The sequence below is a fragment of the Tropicimonas isoalkanivorans genome, from assembly GCF_900112335.1.
In the GTDB taxonomy this organism is placed as follows: domain Bacteria; phylum Pseudomonadota; class Alphaproteobacteria; order Rhodobacterales; family Rhodobacteraceae; genus Tropicimonas; species Tropicimonas isoalkanivorans.
Genome location: NZ_FOLG01000003.1, coordinates 319,631 through 339,707 on the forward strand (window position 1 = coordinate 319,631; position 20,077 = coordinate 339,707).

General features: G+C 64.6%; 20 protein-coding genes and 1 pseudogene. 15 read left to right on the forward strand and 6 right to left on the reverse strand.

Going from position 1 to position 20,077, the window contains the following annotated elements:
* Window positions 1–86: 86 nt before the first annotated feature.
* Window positions 87–824: an enoyl-CoA hydratase/isomerase family protein gene (locus BM075_RS08620; RefSeq protein WP_245758788.1), complete on the reverse strand. Its 738-nt coding sequence runs from the start codon at window positions 822–824 to the stop codon at window positions 87–89.
* Window positions 825–1,009: 185 nt separating this feature from the next.
* On the opposite strand from BM075_RS08620, the gene BM075_RS08625 reads away from it, so the two are divergent.
* Window positions 1,010–1,831, forward strand: a complete 822-nt coding sequence (locus BM075_RS08625) for an IclR family transcriptional regulator (protein ID WP_093360258.1) — start codon at window positions 1,010–1,012, stop codon at window positions 1,829–1,831.
* Here the strand turns inward: BM075_RS08625 and BM075_RS08630 are convergent.
* Window positions 1,785–2,591, reverse strand: a complete 807-nt coding sequence (locus BM075_RS08630; RefSeq protein ID WP_093360259.1) for an enoyl-CoA hydratase/isomerase family protein — start codon at window positions 2,589–2,591, stop codon at window positions 1,785–1,787. The two genes, BM075_RS08625 and BM075_RS08630, sit on opposite strands and share 47 nt — an antisense overlap.
* 244 nt (window positions 2,592–2,835) lie before the next feature.
* On the opposite strand from BM075_RS08630, the gene BM075_RS08635 reads away from it, so the two are divergent.
* From BM075_RS08635 to BM075_RS08680, 10 genes are all read left to right on the forward strand, one after another.
* Complete coding sequence (locus BM075_RS08635; RefSeq protein ID WP_093360260.1) at window positions 2,836–4,056, forward strand: acyl-CoA dehydrogenase family protein; 1,221 nt, start codon at window positions 2,836–2,838, stop codon at window positions 4,054–4,056.
* A complete protein-coding gene (locus BM075_RS08640; RefSeq protein ID WP_093360261.1) occupies window positions 4,053–5,207 on the forward strand; it encodes an acyl-CoA dehydrogenase family protein in 1,155 nt (384 codons plus the stop codon). Before BM075_RS08635 ends, BM075_RS08640 begins: the two co-directional genes overlap by 4 nt.
* 3 nt (window positions 5,208–5,210) lie before the next feature.
* Complete coding sequence (locus BM075_RS08645; protein WP_093360262.1) at window positions 5,211–6,056, forward strand: SDR family oxidoreductase; 846 nt, start codon at window positions 5,211–5,213, stop codon at window positions 6,054–6,056.
* A gap of 34 nt (window positions 6,057–6,090) precedes the next feature.
* The gene (locus BM075_RS08650; protein ID WP_093360263.1) at window positions 6,091–6,849 is read left to right on the forward strand and encodes an electron transfer flavoprotein subunit beta/FixA family protein; all 759 of its coding nucleotides are present in this window, start codon (window positions 6,091–6,093) and stop codon (window positions 6,847–6,849) included.
* Complete coding sequence (locus tag BM075_RS08655; RefSeq protein ID WP_093360264.1) at window positions 6,849–7,775, forward strand: electron transfer flavoprotein subunit alpha/FixB family protein; 927 nt, start codon at window positions 6,849–6,851, stop codon at window positions 7,773–7,775. Before BM075_RS08650 ends, BM075_RS08655 begins: the two co-directional genes overlap by 1 nt.
* Window positions 7,775–8,644, forward strand: a complete 870-nt coding sequence (locus BM075_RS08660) for an alpha/beta fold hydrolase (RefSeq protein ID WP_093360265.1) — start codon at window positions 7,775–7,777, stop codon at window positions 8,642–8,644. Before BM075_RS08655 ends, BM075_RS08660 begins: the two co-directional genes overlap by 1 nt.
* Complete coding sequence (locus tag BM075_RS08665; protein WP_093360266.1) at window positions 8,645–9,472, forward strand: enoyl-CoA hydratase/isomerase family protein; 828 nt, start codon at window positions 8,645–8,647, stop codon at window positions 9,470–9,472.
* A gap of 110 nt (window positions 9,473–9,582) precedes the next feature.
* The gene (locus BM075_RS08670) at window positions 9,583–10,323 is read left to right on the forward strand and encodes an SDR family NAD(P)-dependent oxidoreductase (protein WP_093360267.1); all 741 of its coding nucleotides are present in this window, start codon (window positions 9,583–9,585) and stop codon (window positions 10,321–10,323) included.
* Window positions 10,323–12,179, forward strand: a complete 1,857-nt coding sequence (locus BM075_RS08675; RefSeq protein WP_093360268.1) for a feruloyl-CoA synthase — start codon at window positions 10,323–10,325, stop codon at window positions 12,177–12,179. The genes BM075_RS08670 and BM075_RS08675 overlap by 1 nt, the downstream gene beginning before the upstream one ends.
* The gene (locus BM075_RS08680) at window positions 12,166–13,359 is read left to right on the forward strand and encodes an MFS transporter (RefSeq protein ID WP_093360269.1); all 1,194 of its coding nucleotides are present in this window, start codon (window positions 12,166–12,168) and stop codon (window positions 13,357–13,359) included. Before BM075_RS08675 ends, BM075_RS08680 begins: the two co-directional genes overlap by 14 nt.
* Window positions 13,360–13,363: 4 nt before the next feature.
* On the opposite strand, the gene BM075_RS24785 is transcribed toward BM075_RS08680, so the two are convergent.
* The 4 genes and pseudogenes from BM075_RS24785 to BM075_RS08695 all read right to left on the reverse strand — a co-directional run bounded on the left by BM075_RS24785 (window position 13,364) and on the right by BM075_RS08695 (window position 16,177).
* Entirely contained in the window at window positions 13,364–13,552 is a 189-nt protein-coding gene (locus tag BM075_RS24785) for a hypothetical protein (RefSeq protein ID WP_245758789.1), read from the reverse strand.
* Window positions 13,553–13,718: 166 nt separating this feature from the next.
* Window positions 13,719–14,207: pseudogene (locus BM075_RS25160) on the reverse strand (oxidoreductase); the annotation flags it as partial.
* 325 nt (window positions 14,208–14,532) lie between these two features.
* The gene (locus tag BM075_RS08690) at window positions 14,533–15,273 is read right to left on the reverse strand and encodes an SDR family NAD(P)-dependent oxidoreductase (RefSeq protein WP_093360270.1); all 741 of its coding nucleotides are present in this window, start codon (window positions 15,271–15,273) and stop codon (window positions 14,533–14,535) included.
* A 1-nt stretch (window position 15,274) separates the two neighbouring features.
* The gene (locus BM075_RS08695) at window positions 15,275–16,177 is read right to left on the reverse strand and encodes an SDR family NAD(P)-dependent oxidoreductase (protein ID WP_177208292.1); all 903 of its coding nucleotides are present in this window, start codon (window positions 16,175–16,177) and stop codon (window positions 15,275–15,277) included.
* A 206-nt stretch (window positions 16,178–16,383) separates the two neighbouring features.
* On the opposite strand from BM075_RS08695, the gene BM075_RS08700 reads away from it, so the two are divergent.
* The 4 genes from BM075_RS08700 to BM075_RS08715 are packed head-to-tail and all read left to right on the forward strand — an operon-like array spanning window position 16,384 to window position 20,045.
* On the forward strand, window positions 16,384–17,169 hold the full coding sequence (locus BM075_RS08700; protein ID WP_093360272.1) for an enoyl-CoA hydratase-related protein: 786 nt from the start codon (window positions 16,384–16,386) through the stop codon (window positions 17,167–17,169).
* Window positions 17,170–17,193: 24 nt separating this feature from the next.
* Window positions 17,194–17,745: a TRAP transporter small permease subunit gene (locus tag BM075_RS08705; RefSeq protein WP_093360273.1), complete on the forward strand. Its 552-nt coding sequence runs from the start codon at window positions 17,194–17,196 to the stop codon at window positions 17,743–17,745.
* 22 nt (window positions 17,746–17,767) lie between these two features.
* Complete coding sequence (locus tag BM075_RS08710; protein ID WP_093360274.1) at window positions 17,768–19,081, forward strand: TRAP transporter large permease; 1,314 nt, start codon at window positions 17,768–17,770, stop codon at window positions 19,079–19,081.
* Entirely contained in the window at window positions 19,071–20,045 is a 975-nt protein-coding gene (locus tag BM075_RS08715) for a DMT family transporter (protein ID WP_143089837.1), read from the forward strand. The genes BM075_RS08710 and BM075_RS08715 overlap by 11 nt, the downstream gene beginning before the upstream one ends.
* The last annotated feature ends 32 nt before the right edge of the window (window positions 20,046–20,077 follow it).

Consider the following 20,077-nt stretch of genomic DNA (forward strand, 5'->3'; position numbering starts at 1 on the left):
TTCCCAGCACAGATCGCCTGCTGGTCCCGACTTTTTCCGGAAATCAGCCAGCGTTGCAGCGGGCGGTTTCTTTGCGTCGACGAACGTCAGGCCTTGAACATGGGTGAACGTCTTGCCTCGAACGCGGCGATACCTTCGCGCACGTCTTCCGACATCAAAACTGGCGTGCCCTCCTCGATCTCGCGTTCCAGGCCGTTGTCCAGACCACCGTCGAGTCCCTCACGCGCCAGCAGTTTCATCAGGGCCAGCCCGCGCGAGGACCGCGTCGAGAACGACGACAGCAGCTGTTCGACCTCGGTCTTGAGGTCCTCATCCGGAACAGCCTTTGTGATCAGACCCCAGTCGGCGGCCTCTGCCGCCGTGATCCATCGCACGGACAAGAACAGGTCCAGGGCACGGCGCAGGCCGACCAGCCGCGGCAGGCGCTGCGATCCTCCCCACCCCGGGACCAGACCGAACTGCCCGTGCTGGTCGCCGAATTTCGAGGACTCACCGGCAATCACCATGTCGCAGGCCATCATCAGCTCCAGACCGCCGGCCAGGCATAGCCCCTGTACCTGCGCGACAGTTATCAAACGTGAACGCTCGAACCTGCGCAGGACCTCATGCCCCTTGCGCAGGAAAACGTTCAGATCAGCTGCGTTCTGCTGGACCGACTTCACCTCGACGAGGTTCGCCCCCGTGCAAAAATGCTTGCCCTCGGCGCGGATACAGAGGGAATGGAGGGATGTGTCCGACTCGAAGTCGGTCAATTCAGAGCCGATCGCGTCCCAAACCTGCATGGACAGGCAATTCAAACGGTCGGGTTGCGACAGGACAATCACGCCTGTGCGATCCTCGACAAAGGACTTGATTAGTTTTGACGTTGTTTGCATCGCTCAAACTCCATGACACGCCAGAATAGGGGCCGACCTACAATGGCCAATTCACAGACTGGAAAGTCAAACCGCACGCGCGCCGTCTTGCCACAAGGACACATACGTGGCGCCACGCGCGTGAAAGGCGTCCGATGACGGGCAAGCCCGAAGCCCCACGTTCGATCGGCCGGCTGATCGGCACGTTCGAGATCATCGCGGTCAACGAGAACGGGCTGACGCTGGCGCAACTTGCGGAAAAACTCGAGTCGCCGAAAAGCAGCCTCCTGACCATGCTGCGGCCGCTGGTTCAGCAGGACTACCTGTCACACGAGAACGGCCGCTACTTCCTGGGACCTGCAGTGTTCGGATGGGCGTCGAAAATACTGGCCAACTCGCGTTCGGCCGAGGTGATCCGGGATTATCTCGCGCGGCTAAGGGACGCGAGTGGCGAGACGGCGATCTTCGTGACCCTAGACCGCAACAACGATGTCATCGATTACGTCGAGGTCTTCGAGAGCACCCAGGCCATAAGATACTGCGTGCAGGCCGGGGTAACACGCCCGCTTTATCCTTCGGCAGCCGGGCAGCTGATGCTGGCCTTCCAGGAGCCGGGATGGCAATCTGCCTATCTCGACCGGACCCCGCTCAAGCGGGTGACAGAGGCAACCGTGGTTGACAGGTCGAGGATTGAAGCGCGTCTGATCGAAATCCGCCGGTCCGGCATTTCATTTTCCGTTGATGGCGCGGTCAGCGGTGCGGCGGGCTTGGCGGCGCCGGTTTTTCGCGGGGGAGGGACGTTGGCCGGATGCCTGCTGCTCGGCGCGCCGTCGAACCGCGCGGTGAGGAACCGCGCGGCCCTTGAAAAGACCCTCGGACGGATCGTCCGCGAGACGTCCATAGCCTTGGGGTGCCAGGACTACGACACCCTTATACGGGAGAAGTCGGCGGAAATTGAGGCTTCCGCTTCTCGGTGAATCCCGCGACGCCCTCGCGCACTTCCGGCCCGGTGAATCCGAGGAACTCGAGTGCCAGCGACGCGTCGAAGATCGGCCCTGCCTGCCGCAGCCAGTTGTTCAGCGAGTGCTTGGTCCAGCGGATTGCGCTCGGGGCCATGTTGGCCAGTTTCGTGGCGGCCTTGAGAGCCGTCTCTTCCAGCGCGTCATCCTCCACGCACATGGATACGAGGCCGATCCGTTCCGCTTCCTCACCGGTAAGCGTGTCGCAGGTCAGCAGATAGTACTTCGCCTTTGCCATGCCGCAGAGCATCGGCCATATGATTGCCGCGTGATCGCCCGCCGCCACACCCAGTTTCGTGTGCCCGTCGATGATCTTGGCCGTCTTCGAGACGATCGAGACATCAGCCAACATTCCGCAGACCAGCCCGGCACCCACCGCCGGGCCGCGAATTGCGCTGACGATGGGCTTGTTGCAATCGATCACGTTCATCACGATGGCGCGCGCTTCCTTCCAGTTGCGGGCACGGATCTCGAAGTCGTCCATGATGCCGTGAATCATCGACATCTCGCCGCCTGCCGAGAACGCCTCCCCCTCGCCCGTCAGGATCACCGCATTGATGTCCGGGTCGGCGTCGACATCGCGCCATACCTCGCCCAGTTCGGCATGCATGGTCTGGTCCGCGGCATTCAACTTGCCGGGATTCGACATGGTGACGCGCAGGACGCGGTCTGCGGCCATGTCGAACTTGAGGCGCTGGTATCTGGCATATCGCTGCATCTGGCAGTCGTCCTTTCCTGTCTGTGTCCGCCCCTCTGGTTACGGATCTCCCCTTCACTAGCGCGGAGCAAGATCGCTTGCCCGTTGCCCGGCGTCGATGGTCGGACCTTGGCACATATGTGTTGATCCCCCTGCCCTGCCTGTTCGTCGGCTTGGCTTCCGGCCAACCGCACGTCATCTCTGACAGCCAGAACGGGGACCGATGGCGCTTTGACGCCCGGAGCCCACAGAAGGACAAGAACAGATGGAACTGAGCTTCTCCCCCGACGAACTGGCCTTCCGCGCCGAGGTGCGGGCGTTTATCCGCGACAACCTGCCCGAGGACATTCGTGCCTTTGCTCACAGGTCCGGCTACTACAAGGCCGACCAGGTGCGTCGCTGGCAGAAGATTCTGGACAGCCGGGGCTGGGCAGCCGGGCACTGGCCGGTCGAATTCGGCGGGCCGGGCTGGACGGCCGTGCAGCGCTATATCTTCAACGAGGAGCTTTTGCGCGCGCCCGCGCCAGAGCCGCTGTCCTTCAACATCAACATGGTCGGCCCGGTCATCTACACCTTCGGGACCGAAGAGCAGAAATCCCGATTTCTACCGAAGATCCGAAGCCTCGACTGGTGGTTTTGCCAGGGGTTCTCGGAACCCGGTGCGGGGTCCGATCTTGCCGCGCTGAAGACCTCTGCCGTGACGGACGGCGACAGCTACGTGATCAACGGCCAGAAGATCTGGACCTCCACCGCCCAGCACGCCGATTGGATGTTCGCCCTGGTGCGCACGGATCCGAAAGCGCCGAAGAAGCAGATGGGCATCTCGTTCCTGCTGATCGACATGAACACGCCCGGGATCGACGTGCGCCCAATCGTCACCATCGACGGCGAGCACCACACCAACGAGGTCTTCTTCGACAACGTCCGGGTGCCGGCGGAAAACCTGATCGGCGAAGAGAACAAGGGCTGGGACTACGCCAAGTTCCTGCTTGGCAGCGAACGGACGGGCATCGCCCGCGTGGGCCTGTCCAAGGGACGGATGGACCGCGCGCTGGAGCTTGCCCGTGTGGCGCCTGTGTACGGCGGCGCACGGCTGATCGAAGATCCCGGCTTCCGGCAGCGCGCCTTGAAACTCCAGGTGGAACTAAAGGCATTGGAGATCTCGGCGTTGCGCATCATTGACCGTCAGCGCCGCAATCCGTCGGACAAGCCCGACGCGGCCTCCTCGATCCTCAAGCTTCGCGGCGCCGAAACCCAGCAAGCCAGCGCCGAATTGCTTGCCGACGCGGCCGGACCCTCTGCCGCGCCGTTTTTCGACTTCCGCGAAATGTTCTCTGACAACGAGGTGCCTCAAGGCGTTGCCAGGGCCGACGGCGCCATGCGCGTGCATTTCGCCGCCCGCCCGGCAACCATCTACGGAGGCGCGAGCGAGGTGCAGAAGAACATCATAGCCAAGGCAATCCTTGGATTTAAGGACAAGCCATGAACTTTGAATACTCCGACGAACAGGCCCTGCTGTCCGACGCCGTGACCCGTTTCGTGTCCGACCGTTACGGCCTTGCCGGGGTGCGATCCGCGGCAGAGACCAAGGACGGCGTGACCGCCGCGAACTGGCAGGGCATGGCAGACATGGGGCTTCTGGGAATGCCCTTCCCCGAGCAGGCAGGCGGCTTCGGCGGCGGCCCGGTCGAAACGCAGATCGTCATGGAGGCCTTTGGCCGCGGGCACGTGCTCGATCCATGGGTGGGTGGCGTGCTCTTGCCCGGCGCGCTGCTCTCGGCGCTGGACCCCGCGCGGCTGACCGAGCTGGTTCCGGATGTGGCGACCGGCGACCTTGTCCTTGCGCTGGCACATGAAGAGGACGGCGCGCGCTACGTCACCGCCCAAGTGGTGACGAACGCCCGGCGTTGTGGCAACGGGTGGCGGCTGAGCGGGCGCAAGGTCAACGTGCTGGCCGGAGCTGCCGCAAACCGCCTCTTCGTCACCGCCCGGACTGCCGGAGCGGAGGCGGACGAGGACGGGATCTCGGTCTTCGAAGTGCCGGTGGACGCGCCCGGCCTGTCGCGGACCGCCTACCGCCAATACGACGGCCAGACCGTCGCCGCGCTGACACTGGACGACGTGTCCCTGCCCGATGGGGCACTCGTCGGCGACGAGGGCGAAGCCTTCTCTGCGTTGGAGCTGGCCCTAGACACCGCCACCGCGGCGATCTGCGCCGAGGCGGTCGGGGCGACCGAGACAATGCTTCACGCCACCGTGGACTATCTCAAGACGCGCCAGCAGTTCGGCGGCCCACTGTCACGCTTCCAGGTCCTGCAACACCGCTGTGCCGAGATGTACGTCGCCGTCGAGCAGGCCCGCTCCATGGCGCTTTACGCAGCGGTCAGCCTCGGACTGGAGGACCGGGACGAACGGCGCCGCGCCATTTCCGCCGCCAAGGTGCAATGCGCCGAGAGTGCGCGCTTTGCCGGACAAAACGCGGTCCAGATGCATGGCGGGATCGGTGTCACGGACGAACTGCTGGTCGGCCATCTGTTCCGCCGAACGACGATGATCGAACGGCAGTTCGGCGATGCCGGACATCATCTCGCCCGCCTCGACCGGCTGGGCGGCCTCGACAATCAAATGGGAGAATAGCGCATGTTCCGCGATGGACTTATGTCGGGCAAGAAGGTGCTTGTGACCGGCGGTGGCTCGGGCCTCGGACGCAGCTTCGCGTTGCGGCAGGCCGAACTCGGGGCCGAAATCGTGATCTGCGGGCGCCGGCAAGCGGTCCTGGACGAGACCGCGCAGGACCTGCTCCGGGCCGGTGCGCCGAGCGTTGATATCTTCTCCTGCGACATCCGGGATGCGGCGGCCATCGACGAGATGTTTGATGCGATCTGGGCGAAGGGCCCCCTGACCGGCCTGATCAACAACGCTGCCGGGAACTTTGTGGCCCGGACCGAGCGCTTGTCTCCGAAGGCCATGGATGCCGTCCTGAACATCGTCCTGCACGGTTCGCTCTACTGCACGACCGCGGCGGGACGGCGCTGGATCGAGGGGGGGCAGCCCGGAACCGTTCTGTCTGTCGTTTCGTCTGCTGCGACCTCGGGTCGGGCTTTCACCGTCCCGTCCGCCGCCGCCAAGGCTGGAGTCTTGGCGATGACAAAAAGCCTCGCCGTCGAATGGGGCCCCTACAACATCCGTACCGTCGCCGTCGCGCCCGGCCTGTTCCCGACCGAAGGCGCCTGGGGGAACCTGCGGCCCGACGGATCCGACAAGATCCCGCAGGCGATGGAAGTCCCGCTGCGCAGACTTGGAGACCATTCCGAGATCGCCAATCTGGTGGCCTACCTCATGTCCGACGAGGCCGGCTACATCAGCGGCGAATGCGTAACGATCGACGGCGGACGTGACCTTCTGGGCGGCGGCGGTTCGGGGATCCTCGGGTTCTTCGATTTCACCGACGCGCAATGGGAAACCGCCCGCAAGGGCAAAGGGTGATCGTCCGGATCCACCCTAGAAACAGGAGCAAAAAATGAAGGTACTTGTACCGGTCAAGCGTGTGATCGACTACAACGTGAAGGTCCGTGTGAAGGCGGACGGCAGCGGCGTCGATCTTGCGAATGTGAAGATGTCGATGAACCCCTTCGACGAGATTGCTGTCGAGGAGGCGATCCGCCTGAAGGAAGCGGGCAAGGCCACCGAGGTCGTCGCGGTTTCTATCGGCGTCAAGCAGGCGCAGGAGACGCTGCGCACCGCGCTGGCGATGGGCGCCGACCGGGCGATCCTCGTGGTCGCGGCCGACGACGTGCACACCGACATCGAACCGCTCGCCGTGGCCAAGATCCTCGCCAAGGTGATCGAGGAAGAGCAGCCCGGCCTCGTGCTGGCGGGCAAGCAGGCGATCGACAACGACCTCGGCGCCACCGGCCAGATGCTGGCCGCTCTGACGGGCTGGTCGCAGGCGACCAATGCCAACACCGTGGAGGTGGAGGGCGAGCATGCCGTGGTCACCCGTGAAGTGGACGGCGGTTTGCAGACCGTGAAGGTGAAAATGCCGACCATCGTCACCACCGACCTGCGCCTGAACGAGCCGCGCTATGCCTCGCTGCCAAACATCATGAAGGCGAAGAAGAAGCCGCTGGACGAGAAAACCGTCGCCGATCTGGGCGTCGACGTCGCGCCGCGGTTGGAGATCGTGAAGACCTCGGAACCGGCGGCACGCTCTGCCGGAGAGATGGTCGGCTCGGTCGACGAACTGGTGGCGAAGCTGAAAGAGAAGGGGGTCGTGTGATGGCCGTACTGCTGATTGCCGAGATTACCGATGGCAACCTGTCGATGGACGCCACCGCCAAGGCGGTTTCCGCCGCAAAGGCTTTGGGCGATGTGACCGTGCTGGCCGTGGGCGCTTCTGCCAAAGCCGCCGCGGACGAGGCCGCCACCATCGAGGGTGTCTCGAAGGTACTGGTCGCCGAGGACACCCTTTACACTCACCGGCTGGCCGAACCGGTTGCGGCGCTGATCGCCTCGCTGGCCGGAGACTACAGCCACATCGTTGCCCCGGCGACGACGGATGCCAAGAACATCCTACCGCGCGTCGCTGCGGCGCTGGACGTGATGGTGCTGACCGACGTGACCGAGGTCGTGGACGCAGACACTTTCGTCCGGCCGATCTACGCGGGCAACGCCATGCAGACGGTCAAGTCGAAGGACGCGACCAAGGTCATCACCTTCCGGACCTCGACCTTCGATGCTGCCGGAACGGAAGGTTCTGCCTCTGTCGAGACCATCGGCGCGGGCGATAACCCCGGCCTGTCGGAATGGATTGAGGACAAGGTGGCCGAAAGCGACCGACCGGAACTGACCAGCGCGGGCGTCGTGGTCTCGGGCGGCCGCGGCATCGGCTCCGCGGAAAACTTCGCGATCATCGAGAAGCTGGCGGACAAGCTGGGCGCGGCGGTGGGCGCGTCCCGCGCGGCGGTCGACTCGGGCTATGCGCCGAACGACTTGCAGGTCGGCCAGACCGGCAAGGTCGTGGCGCCGAATCTCTACATCGCCGTGGGCATCTCGGGCGCGATCCAGCACCTTGCGGGGATGAAGGATTCCAAAGTGATCGTGGCGATCAACAAGGACGAGGAGGCACCGATCTTTCAGGTCGCTGATTACGGCCTGGTGGCGGACCTGTTCGAAGCCATCCCTGAACTCACCGAGAAGCTGTAATGAGCCAGCCTGCGTCCCTTCCCGACGCGGCGCAGGCTCTTGCCTCCTCTGCGCGTGTCCTGCGCACCGGCTTTGACGGGGGCGAGATGGTATGGCGTTCGTGGGGCGCGGGCCCGGCGCTCGTGCTGCTGCACGGCGGGCACGGGTCATGGATGCACTGGCTGCGCAACATCGCGCCGCTGGCACGCGATTTCCGTATAATCGCGCCCGACCTGCCGGGCTTCGGCCAGTCGGACGCTCTTCCGCAGCCCAGCATGTCGGCGCTCTGCGAGGCGATCCTGGCGGGCCTCGACGTTTTGGACCTGCCCGTCAAGTTCCACATCGCCGGCTTTTCATTTGGTAGCTTTCCGGTTGGCTGCATGGCGCGCCGGCTGGCGCCGCGCCTTCATCGGCAGATGCTGGTGGGATCCGGCGGGTTGGGTCCGTTCAACCAACAGATCATCGGACGGATGCGGCGCTGGCAGGAAACGCCCGCCGGACCCGCCCGTGACGCAATCAACCGGCACAACCTTTCGGTGCTGATGTTGACCGAGCAGGCCATAGATGACACTGCCGTCGCGATCCAGACCTGGAACGCGGCGGCCACCCGCAACACCATGCGTGCCGCCGTCATGGCGGCAGACCTGCGCACCGCGCTTCTGGAGCATCCGGTGCACACGGATATCCTCTACGGAAGCGAGGACGCACTTGCCAGCGGTCACTTCGGGACACGGCGGTCGCTGGCGGAGGCACTGACGACGAAGTCGCGATTTCACTTGTTCGACGGTGCCGGGCATTGGGTTCAGTACGAGGCTGCCGATGCGGTCAACGCATGGTTCCGCGACACGATCGCATCCGATCTTGCGCGTCATCGAGAGGAAACACACTGAATGTCCGAACTCCACGACACCGGAACGCCAGATCCCGAGCGAGCCCAAGTCCGCTTGACCCGGAAGGGCAAGGTGGCGATCCTCAGTTTCGACCGACCCGAGCGCATGAACGTGTTCTCGCTGGCCATGCGGGACGCGCTGATCGACCACATCGAGACGCTGCAGTCCGACGAGGACACACGCGCCATCGTTTTGACCGGCGAAGGACCCCATTTTACCTGCGGCGGGGACCTTGACGGGTTCCACGAAACCACCGCGCTCGCAGTGCGGCAGCGGCTGCTGCACGGCTCGACCAAGTTGATGCGGTTGATGGTTGCAGGGATCAAGCCGGTGATCGGCGCGGCCGAGGGCAATTGCTATGGCGCGGGTGTTTCGATTTTGGCGGCCTGTGATCATGCGGTCGTGGCGGAGGACAGCCGACTTTGCGCGGCCTTCATCAAGGTAGGCTTTCTCCCCGATCTGGCGCTTCTGTGGTCGCTGCCGCGGCGCGTCGGACTGGGAAAGGCGAAGGAACTGGCCGGGCTGGCGCCGGTGGTCGACGGCGCCGAGGCCGTCAGGATCGGCCTTGCCGATCGTCTGGCACCGTCCGGGGGCACCCTAGCCGCCGCGCTGGAGGTCGCGCAGGCCTATGCCGAGCAACCGCCGCTCGCGACCGCGATGCTGAAGGCCGCCTTTGCGCGCGACCTCGACGCCGTTCTCGCCTACGAACAGGACATCCAGCCTGCCCTGATCGGCTCGCCCGAGCACCTGGAGGCGAAACGTGCCTTTCTCGAAAAGCGCAAGCCGGACTTCGATGCCGCGGCGCGACGGCCCGCCTTCGAGACCTGAAAATCAGATACATGTGGATATGGTTCAGACCGTTCCGACCACGCCCTAAACAGCGCAGTCTGTGATCAAACGTGGCAGAGGCAGCCGTGCCACGCGACAGGGAGGACAAAATGTCAGACAGCTTGAAGGGGCGGCGCATCCTTGTGACCGGCGCCGCATCGGGGATCGGGCGCGCCGCCGCAACCCTGTTCGAAAGCGAAGGTGCGCAGGTCGCCTGGCTCGACGTGGCCGAGGAGCGACTGGCGGCCTGCAATGTCGCCGAGGGCAGCACGCGCATTCCTTGCGACCTTGCGGACCCCGAGGCCATTGCCCGCGCCGTTCCGAAGGCTGCCGAAATGCTTGGCGGACTGGACGGCATCCTGAACTCGGCAGGCATCGCGGACACCGCAACGCTGGATGCGACCGAACTTGACGCATGGAACCGCGTGATCGCCATCAACCTGACTGCTCCCATGCTCGTCTGCCGGACGGCCCGGGCAGCACTCGACGCGGCGGGCGGCGGCAGCATTGTCAACATCGCGTCGGCCTCGGGGCTGCGTCCCGCCAACTCAGGCGCGGCGTACTCCGCCTCCAAGGCGGGTGTGATCATGCTGACGCGTTCCCTGGCGACGGAATGGGCGCCGAAGATCCGCGCCAACGCGGTCTGCCCGGGCACAGTCGACACACCGATGCTGGAAGGCCTTTTCGAACGCGATGCCGAATTCGAGGAGCGCATCCGCGCCAGCTATCCGCTCCAGCGCCTGGCATCCGCCGAAGAAATCGCCGAGGCGGCACTCTACCTGATCTCGGATCGGTCGTCCTTTGTCACCGGCATTGCGCTGGCGGTGGATGGCGGAAGGACCTTGCACTGATGGATCTCGACAAGATCAGGGCCACACCCCTGCGACCGGTGCGCATCGGCACCACCGAGGCGGAAGCCGCACGCCAGGCAGACGGTAGTGTCGTGTTGCGGCTGAAAGAGGCGCTGGGGCCCTACCCCGAGCGCCTGACAGACTGTCTGGTGCACTGGGCCCGCGAAAAGCCCAATGCCGTTTTCGTTTCGCAGCGACGCGCGGACGGCTCAGTCGAAGAAGTCACCTTTGCCGAAATGCTTGATTCGGCGGTGCGCATCGGCACCGCCCTGCTGGATCGCGGACTGACGCCCGAGCGGCCCTTGATGATCCTTTCCGAGAACGAGATCGACCAGGCACGGCTGTACCTGGGCGCGTTACATGTGGGCGTGCCTTACGCCTCGGTTTCGCCCAATTACTCTTTGCTTGCGCAGGAATTTTCCAAGCTGCGGGGGCTCATCGACCTGATGAATCCCGGGTTGATCTACGTCTCGGATGCCGATCGATACGGCCGGGCCCTGGCCGCGGTCGCGGGCGCAATCGAGGTGGTCAGTCTGACCGGTACTGTCCAGGGTCGCGAGGTCACCCCCTTCGACACCCTGCTCGACCACCGGGACGACGCCCGGGTGGAGACCGCTCACCGTGGCATCACACCCGATACAATCGGCAAGTTCCTTTTCACCTCGGGCACGACGGGCAACCCCAAGGGCGTGATCTTTCCGCAGCGGATGCTGACGAGCCAGCGGCAGCAGGTCGCCCAGACCTTTGCCTTCCTGATGGATGAACCGGCCCGCATCGTGGATTGGCTGCCCTGGCACCACACCTTCGGAGGCACCAACAATTTCGGTCTGGCGCTCTATTCCGGTGGAACCTACCGGATCGATACCGGGCGTCCGATGGCGGGCCAGTTCGAGCCGTCCATCGCCAACATCCGGGATGTCTGGCCGAATATTTATCTGAACACGCCGGCCGCTCTGGAACTGCTGTTGGCCGAGATGCGCGAGGACAGCACGTTCCGCGACCTGTTCTTCGAGAACTGCCGCTTCATCTACTACGGTGGCGCCACCCTGCCGTTGCACATCTGGTACGGGCTGGACGAGGCCTCCATCGCCGCCACCGGTATGCGGACGCTCATCACCTCCGGCGTGGGCTGCACCGAGGCCGGGCCGACCCCGACCAGCACCAACTGGGATCCCGAGTGGCAGGCCACGGTCGGCGTGCCGGTGCCGGGGATGGAGCTGAAGATCGCGCCAGTCAACGACAAGCTCGAGCTGCGGTTCAAGGGGCCCTGCGTGACCCCGGGCTACTGGAAACAGCCCGAACTGACCGCGAAAGCCTTTGACCAGGATGGGTACTATCGGTCCGGCGATGCAGTGCGCTGGATCGACCCGGAAAAGCCCGAAGCCGGACTGCGCTTCGACGGGCGCATCGCTGAGAACTACAAGCTGTCATCGGGAACCTGGGTGCATGTCGCCGATGTGCGCGCGGCGCTGATGACCGCCCTGGGGCCGCTTGCCTCCGACATTGTGATCGCAGGACCGGACCGCGCCTATCTGACCGCCATTGTATTTCCTGAAATCGGCGCTTGCGCCCGCCTTGCGGGCCTTCCCGGTGCCAGCGACAGGGCAACGGTGCTGGCGCACCCGAATGTGCACGCGGCCATTGACAAGGCACTGGCCGAAGCCGCGGCAGCCGAGCGCGGCGCGTCGCGCAAGGTGGTGCGTTGGGTTGTGACGCCGGAACCGGCGCTGCTGGACACCGGAGAACTGACAGACAAGCGGGCGATCAGCCAGAAGACCGTGCTTGCCCGCCGTGCAGCCACGGTGGAGCGCATGTACGCGGAACCGCGGCCCGAGGAAGTGCATGGCATCGACTGATGCCGGGACAGCGGAGGCCGCGGCGCCGCGTATTCTGCTGCCAGTCCTCGCCTGCGGCAACTTCGTGGCCGTGGCGTCCGCCTGGCTGATCGTCGGATTGCTGCCTCTGGTCCGGACCGACCTGGGGCTCGACGACGTCGGCGCCGCGTCGCTGGTGTCGGTCTTCACCCTGACCTACGCGCTGACCTCGCCATTCCTGGGCCTGCTGGCGGTACGCCTGGGCTATCGCCTGACGCTGGCGCTGGCGATGAGCCTGGTGACACTTACCGCCATCGCAACTGCGCTTGCACCGGGATATGGCACCCTGATCGGGGCACGCATCTTCGCTGCGCTCGGAAGCGCCGCCTTCACGCCAGTCGCCGCGGCTTTGGCGGTGGCGCGCAGCGCGCCTGGTCGGCAGGGCGTGGCGCTGGCGGTGATCTATATCGGAATCCCGATGTCGCAGATCCTCGGCATTCCTCTGGGCACCACACTTGGGTTCGCGTTTGGCTGGCATGGCGCATTCTATGCCGTTGCAGCACTATCCCTGACACAACTGGCGCTGATCTTTGTGACCGTCCCCGGTACGGGGCGGCCGCCCCGACCCGCGCCGGGCGCGATGGCCGAGGGCCTTTCCCGGCCGGGGATGCTGCCGACGCTGGCGGTCGCGGTGCTCTGCTCCTGCACGGCCAACATTTTCTACACCTTCGTGGCAGACATACTCGTCGACCGCGCCGCTCTATCCGGGGCCGGTATCAGCATGGGGCTCACCTGTCTGGGCCTGGGGACGCTATTCGGCACGTTTCTGGTCGGACGGTTGCTGGATATCGTCGGTCCACGGCGCATTCTGCTGGCCAGTTTCGCGATCGGGGCGCTGGCTCTGCCCTTCACCACGCTTACCCGCTATGGAATGCCACTAGCTTACCTCTGGATGATCCTTCTGGGAGCGACGCTCTTCACCCATATACCCGCCTTGCAGTCGCGGATCACCACGCTGGCACCGGGGCTCGCCGGGTTGCTCTTCGGACTGATCTCCTCAATGGTCTACGTTGGCGCCTCTCTGGGATCTTTCACCGGCGGGCTGGTGGCCAAGCATCTCGGGCTGATCTGGCTGGGACCGGCTTCCACCACCGTTGCTGTGGTGCTGCTGGCGGTGATCCTGGGCGACCGGCGTTGGTCACCCGCCAACCGGGCATCCTAGCGGCTCAAGGCAGCTTCGACGACGGGTGCATCGGATCCGCGCCTTCCTCGGCCAAACTGGTAAGCGTACGGGCGCGGACGTCCAGCCACCAACCCGCTTCCTTCGGCCACAGGCCATGACCGTCGATCCCGAGATCCGCCGCCGCGTGACGTGCCCAGTTCGGATCGTCGAGAAACGCGCGTCCCACAGCCACGATGTCCGCCTCGCCCGCGGCGAGGTTTGCCTCGGCCCGGCGCCCCCGCAGGATCAGCCCAAGTCGCCTCGGGCATCCCGGTTTCCCTCCTCAGGAAGTCCGAGTAGGGCCGGTGAAAGCCAAAGCCGCGACGAATGCGCGTATCCGAGGTGCGATCCGCCACCGCACCGCCGGATGAGACGTCAAGCACGTCAACCCCCGCTGTCCGCAACGCGCGGTAGAACGCCACGTTGTCCTCAAGAGTCCAGCCGCCGTCGAGTCCGTCCAGCGCCGAAAGCCGGTAAAACAGCACGGCCGCCTCTCCGACTGATGCTCGAACCCGGCGCACCATCTCGAGGCCAAAGCGCATCCGGTTGTCACGGCATCCGCCCCAGCGGTCTGTCCGGGTGTTGGAGAGCGGCGACAGGAACGCAAGCGGCAGGTAGCCGTGCGCGCCGTGGAAGTCGATTACCCGGAAACCCGCCCGGACTGCCCGGTCGGCCGCTGCGGCGAAGGCGGAAGAACTTTCTTCGATTGCGGCCTCGTCCATCTCGGCGGGCAAGGGCCAGCCTCGTCCCGCGGCGATCGCACTTGGCGCGCGGCTCCGCCAGGGCGCATGGCCGCGTGCAGCATCCGCCGGGCCAAGAGGAGCCAGCCCGTCCCACGGCGTTTGCATCGACCCCTTGCGCCCCGCATCGACAAGCTAGATACCTGCGCCCGCGCCCTCAGCTTCAATGGCTGCGGCGATGCGCGCCAGTCCGGGAACATGTGAATCGTCCCAGAGGCCAAGATCCTGATCGGTGATCCGGGCCTCTTAAAGGATGGCGGTCGCCTCCAGGACCACGAGTCCCGCTCCGCCCATGGCGAAGCGCGCCGCCTGGACCAGACGCCGGTCCGTTGCCATTCCGACGCGGCCCGCCATGTACTGCTACATCGGCGAGACCATGATGCGGTTGCGCAGCGTGACGCCGCGCAGCGTGAAGGGGCGAAAAAGGCGCGGCTCAACCAAAGACCCAGCCGCCATTGACCGGGATGATTGCCCCGGTGACGTAGCCTCCGTCGCCCGCCAGCCAGGACACCGCGGCGGCGATGTCCTGCGGCAGGCCCGGCTTGCCCAGAGGCACCACCGCGCGGATCTTCGCCTTGCGTTCCTCGTCGAAGGCACCTGTCATCCCGGTGTCTTCGATCATGCCCGGAGCGACGCCGTTCACGGTGATCCCGCGCGGCGCCAGTTCGCGCGCCAAGGCCAGCGTCAGACCGGTCGCGCCCGCCTTGGAGGCGGAATAGGCCAGCATCCCCGGCACGCTGCCGCCGGTCCGTGCCACGACCGACGACAGGACGATCACCCGCCCGCCGGGAGCGGTGATGTGCGGCGCAAGGGCGTGGGTAACAAGCAGTGGGCCCTTGACGTTCACCGCGAAGTGCTCGTCCCAGATCGGTTCGATTTCGCTCAGCGGCTGGTCGAGCCGCGTCGTGCCCATCACGCCCGCGTTGTTGACCAGCACGTCGATCTGACCCAACCGGTCCACTGCCTCGCCCGCCATCCTCGCGACGCTGTCCTTCGAGGACACGTCACAAGCGATCCATGTGGCCCCCTCGCCGATATCGGTCACGGCCCGGGTCAGCGCGTCCTCGCGGCGGCCGGTGACCACGACCTTCAGCCCGTCCGCGGCCAGCCTGCGGGCGATGCCAAGGCCGATGCCCGAGTTGCCGCCGGTGACCAGCGCCGTGCTGCGTGCCATCTCAGGAAAGACCCAGTTTGGCGCGTGTCTCGGCGTCGAGCGTGGTGGTGTAGGCCGTCGCGCCCTCGAGATCCATGATGTCGTCCTTGCGCGCGACCAGATCCTCGATTGTGGGCATCGTGTCCGGATCGCAGGTCAGACCGCGCGATTTCATCAGCCGGATGCGGGCAAAGTACCCGGCGCCGGCGGCAATGGTCTCTCCCGAGAAATCGCATTCCTTCGAGGCAAGCCACGCAACAGCGGGCGCAACCCGTTCGGGGGTCGACAATGCGAACTGCTTCTCGTCGATGATGCCCTGCGTCATCCGCGTGCCCGCCACGGGCGAGACCATGTTGATCTGAATGTCGGCTTTCTTTTTCTCGTTCTTCAGATTGTTCATCAGCCCCAGCATAGCCGTCTTGGCGGCGCCGTAATTTGACTGTCCGTAGCTGCCGACGAGACCCGAGCCCGAGGTGGTGAACACGACGCGGCCGTAACCCTGTTCGATCAGATGCGGCCAAGCGGCCTTTGTGACGTAGACCGTGCCGTTGAAATGCACCTGCATTACCGTCTCGAAATCGTCCAGCTCCATCTTGATGAAGGTCTTGTCCCGCAGGATGCCCGCGTTGTTGACGACGATGTGGATGCCGCCGAACGCCTCGATGGCAGTCGTCACGATGGAGGTGGCGCCTTCGCGGTCGGCGACAGAGGCGTAGTTCGCAACCGCTTCGCCCCCGGCGGCCCGGATCTCTTCGACCACCTTGTCAGCGGCGGCGGCGTCTCCGGCGCGGCCGTCGATCGTGCCGCCCGGATCGTTCACGACGACTTTCGCGCCGCGTTCTGCCAAAAGCATGGCGTGCGCCCGCCCCAGCCCCGCACCGGCACCCGTCACAAGCGCCACCTGTCCGTCGAACCTTACCGTCATCCTCTGTCTCCATGTCCTTCCGGCCCGGGCTGCGCGCACGCGGGTCACCATCGCCTGCCGGAATGCGCGATCATCGGTACGGTTTCCAGCCCGCGCTTCGCGACCTTTCGCGATAACACATTCATGATGAAGGCTTGGTTGGCGTTTGACGGCCAGCCCGCGTCATCGCTACCGCTTTGGGACCAAAGGTGACTTGGGGAGGAGTCATGGCAGACTTGGAAATCGGGATCACGAAGGATGGTATCTGCCGGATCACCCTGAACCGGCCCGATGCGCTCAATGCCGTGACCGACGAAATGTTCGATACCCTTGCAGTCGAGTTGCCGAAGATCGGACGCGATGCAGCGGTGCGCGTCGTTCTGCTGGGGTCCGTCGGGCGCGGCTTCTGTGCCGGTGCCGACGTCAAGGGTATGAAGGGTAACGCAAGTTCGATGCCATTCGAAACCCGTGTCGAGACCTTGCGCCGCCGCCAGGAGGCGGTTGTGGCGCTGCACGAGATGCCCAAGGTCACCATCGCCCGCATTCAGGGAGTTGCCGCCGGAGCAGGCATGGCGCTTGCAATCGCCTGCGACCTGCGCGTCGCCGCGCCCCAGGCCAGTTTCACCACGGCTTTTGCCAAAGTCGGCTTTGCCGGCGATTTCGGCATCACGTATCTGCTTGCCCGCATCATCGGACCGGACAGGGCGCAGCGTCTGCTGCTGACCTCGGAAAAGCTCGGCGCGCGGGACGCACTTGCCATTGGGCTGGTCACGCATCTGGTCGAGGGCGACCTGACCGCCGAGGCGGACGCCATATCGGCCGGGTTGGCGTCCGGGCCGGTCCTGGCGCACGGTTACATCAAGGCAAACATTCGCGAGGTCGAGTCCGGAAATTTCCGCGCATCTCTCGATGCAGAGGCCTTCCGCCAGATTCGCCTCGCCACCAGTGAAGATCATACCGAGGCAATCCGCGCGTTCGCAGAAAAGCGCCCGCCCGTGTTCCGGGGCCGCTGAGGCCCGTAGCGAAAGGAGGCCCGAGTGCTTCGCTCCATCGAAACCCTGGTAACCTGGTTCAGCCGAATTCTATTGTGGCTTGGAGGGGTCTGCGTTGTCGTTCTGACACTGCACGTCGTGGCGGACGTGTTCATGAAATACGCGTTCCACCGCCCGATCGTCGGCACTCTGGAAATCGTGTCCTGGTACTACATGGTGGGCATCGCGTTCCTGCCGGTGGCCTGGGTCCAGCTGAAGCGCCAGCACCTGATGGTCGAGATGTTCACGATGGGCATGTCGCCGCGCTCGACCGCAGTGCTCGATGCCGTCGTCGGCATCCTGGCACTGATCTACGTCGCGGTCCTCACCTTCCTCGTGTTCGAAGAAGCGGTTGTGGCAACTAGCCGGAACGAGATCCAAGACGTCACCTTCTTCGACATGCCGGTCTGGCCCGCGAGATGGATTCTGTTCGCGGGGTTTGCCTCGATGACAATCGTCATCTTCTACCAGGTCTGCCTCGACTTCGTTTTCGGGCTGACCGGGCGCGGGCACCGATCGTACCCCGACAAGACCGACACAATGAACTTCTCCGAGTGAACCGGACGCGAAAGGCAACAGAATGTCGAACCTGACCATCGGATTCCTTTCCGTTCCCATCCTGCTAACCCTGATTGCCCTGCGGGTTCCGATCGGGTTGGCACTGGGAAGCGTATCGCTCGTCGGCCTCATCATGGTCCGCGGCGTCAAGGCGACGCTGGGAATTTTCGGTGACCTTCCGATGGAGTTCGGCGCCTCCTGGACGCTGTCCGCGGTACCGATGTTCATCTTCATGGGCGCTCTGGCCTTCCACACAGGATTGACCAAGTCCTTGTTCGAGGCGGCACGACTATGGCTATCGCGCCTGCCAGGCGGGCTTGCCATCGCGACGAACTTTGCCTCGGCCGGGTTCGCCGCCGCATCCGGATCGTCGCTGGCGACCTGTGCCGCGATGGGCCGAATTGCCATTCCCGAGATGCTGCGCCGCAAGTACGACCCGGCGCTCGCATCGGGGTGTGTCGCCGCTGCGGGCACGCTGGGTGCGCTGATCCCGCCGTCCATCATGTTCGTCCTGTACGGCTGGTACACCGAGACTTCGATCGGCGCGCTCCTGATGGCTGGCATACTGCCTGGCCTGCTAACCGCCTTCGTCTATTCCATCATGATCTGGGGGCGCTGCATGGTGTGGCCGGAGCTCGGACCGCCAGCCGAGGAAAACGTTACTTGGGGCGACCGCTTCCGTATCCTGATCGAAATCTGGCCCATTCCGCTGCTGATCCTTGGCGTCGTCGGCGCGATCTATTCCGGGCTTGCCACCGCGACCGAAGCGGCCGCGATCGGCGCCTTCCTGGCCGCGCTGATCGGCCTCGCCCGGGGCACGCTGACCCGCAAGGCGATGGGCGATTCCATCGTCGAGACGCTGAACTCCACCGCCTCGATCTTCTTTGTGGCAATTGGCGCCCTGCTGTTCACCCGCTTCTTCGCCTTTGCCGGTGTGCCGGGCTTCATCGCTGAGCAGATCGCCCTTCTTGCGCTCAACCAGCTTTCGATAATCCTTGGCTTGACGGTGATCTACCTGATCCTTGGTATGTTCCTGGATCCCCTCGGTGTGCTCCTGCTGACGTTGCCGGTGATCCTGCCCATCTTCAAGGCAATGGGCATCGACCCGATTTGGGCAGGTGTGCTGGTGGTGAAATACCTCGAGATCGGGATGATCACGCCCCCGGTGGGTCTGAACGTCTACGTCGTTAAGGGCGTCGTAGGCGATACCATCGCGCTGCCGACGATCTTCAAGGGGGTTCTGTGGTTCCTCGCCGCAGAGGTTGCGATCATGACGTTGCTGATCGCTTTTCCCTCGATCTCGACCTTTCTTCCCAATCAGCTCCTTGGCGGTTGATCCCACTTCAGCCGGGCTCGACCCCCTGAAGGGGCCCAGCGATCCCACCCGGCAAAACCGTCCGTTGCTGGGGATCGCCTGCCGCCTGCTGGGATCGGCGCTGTTCGTCGGCATGGCAGCCCTTGTAAAAATGGCCGAGAACATGCCGGTTGGCATGACAGTCTTCGTACGCTCCATTCTTCCGGCCGTCGCCCTCTTTGCGTTCTTTGCCGTGCAGGGAAAGCTGGCGAGTCTGTACACCCGTCGTCCGGTCGCCCATGCGGTGCGCGCCGGCTACGGACTCGTCACGCTGGCAAGCTGGTTTCTGGCGCTGAGGATCCTGCCATTGCCCGACGTTCAGTCCCTGTTGTACCTGACGCCTATGGTGAACACGCTCCTCGCCTGGCTCATCTTGAAGGAACACGTCGGTCGGTGGCGTGCAGGTGCATTGGCGGTGGGTCTCGTCGGCATGGTCGTGATCATGGCGCCCAAGGTCACGATGGACTTCGCCCGCGCCGGTGCGCTGGTGGGGCTCGGACTCTGCCTGATCAACTCGCTGACCTATTCGATCAACGTCATTCACATACGCCAGTTGTCGCAGACCGAAGCGACCCATGTGCTGGTGTTCTACTTTTCGCTGTTCATCGCGCTGTTCGCGTTGCTCTCCCTGCCCTTCGGCTGGGTCGTCCCAAGCTGGCACGAGGTCGGCTTGCTGCTGGCGATCGGCACGCTGGGCGGGATCGGACAGATGCTGATTACAGCCAGCTACCGGTTTGCCCCCGTCGGGCTGCTGGCACCTTTCGAGTATTCCGCCCTGCTCTACGCGATCGTCATCGGCGCGGTGGTGTTCGGCGAGTATGCGGATGCCAACACTCTGGCGGGCGCCGCATTGATTGTTGCCGCCGGGCTGACGGTCTTCTTTCGCGAAAGGCGTGCCGCGCGTCGTTCCAGGCTTGTCGGACCAGCCCCGGACCAGCGCGACTGAAACATATGTGGTATCTGCGTTCGCAGGTCGGA

Excerpts from the sequence above, each read along its gene's own strand:
- BM075_RS08625 (WP_093360258.1), top strand. The coding sequence starts at position 1,010 with ATGACGGGCAAGCCCGAAGCCCCACGTTCGATCGGCCGGCTGATCGGC.
- BM075_RS08630 (WP_093360259.1), bottom strand. The coding sequence starts at position 2,591 with ATGCAGCGATATGCCAGATACCAGCGCCTCAAGTTCGACATGGCCGCA.
- BM075_RS08635 (WP_093360260.1), top strand. The coding sequence starts at position 2,836 with ATGGAACTGAGCTTCTCCCCCGACGAACTGGCCTTCCGCGCCGAGGTG.
- BM075_RS08640 (WP_093360261.1), top strand. The coding sequence starts at position 4,053 with ATGAACTTTGAATACTCCGACGAACAGGCCCTGCTGTCCGACGCCGTG.
- BM075_RS08645 (WP_093360262.1), top strand. The coding sequence starts at position 5,211 with ATGTTCCGCGATGGACTTATGTCGGGCAAGAAGGTGCTTGTGACCGGC.
- BM075_RS08650 (WP_093360263.1), top strand. The coding sequence starts at position 6,091 with ATGAAGGTACTTGTACCGGTCAAGCGTGTGATCGACTACAACGTGAAG.
- BM075_RS08655 (WP_093360264.1), top strand. The coding sequence starts at position 6,849 with ATGGCCGTACTGCTGATTGCCGAGATTACCGATGGCAACCTGTCGATG.
- BM075_RS08660 (WP_093360265.1), top strand. The coding sequence starts at position 7,775 with ATGAGCCAGCCTGCGTCCCTTCCCGACGCGGCGCAGGCTCTTGCCTCC.
- BM075_RS08665 (WP_093360266.1), top strand. The coding sequence starts at position 8,645 with ATGTCCGAACTCCACGACACCGGAACGCCAGATCCCGAGCGAGCCCAA.
- BM075_RS08670 (WP_093360267.1), top strand. The coding sequence starts at position 9,583 with ATGTCAGACAGCTTGAAGGGGCGGCGCATCCTTGTGACCGGCGCCGCA.
- BM075_RS08675 (WP_093360268.1), top strand. The coding sequence starts at position 10,323 with ATGGATCTCGACAAGATCAGGGCCACACCCCTGCGACCGGTGCGCATC.
- BM075_RS08680 (WP_093360269.1), top strand. The coding sequence starts at position 12,166 with ATGGCATCGACTGATGCCGGGACAGCGGAGGCCGCGGCGCCGCGTATT.
- BM075_RS08690 (WP_093360270.1), bottom strand. The coding sequence starts at position 15,273 with ATGGCACGCAGCACGGCGCTGGTCACCGGCGGCAACTCGGGCATCGGC.
- BM075_RS08695 (WP_177208292.1), bottom strand. The coding sequence starts at position 16,177 with ATGACGGTAAGGTTCGACGGACAGGTGGCGCTTGTGACGGGTGCCGGT.
- BM075_RS08700 (WP_093360272.1), top strand. The coding sequence starts at position 16,384 with ATGGCAGACTTGGAAATCGGGATCACGAAGGATGGTATCTGCCGGATC.
- BM075_RS08710 (WP_093360274.1), top strand. The coding sequence starts at position 17,768 with ATGTCGAACCTGACCATCGGATTCCTTTCCGTTCCCATCCTGCTAACC.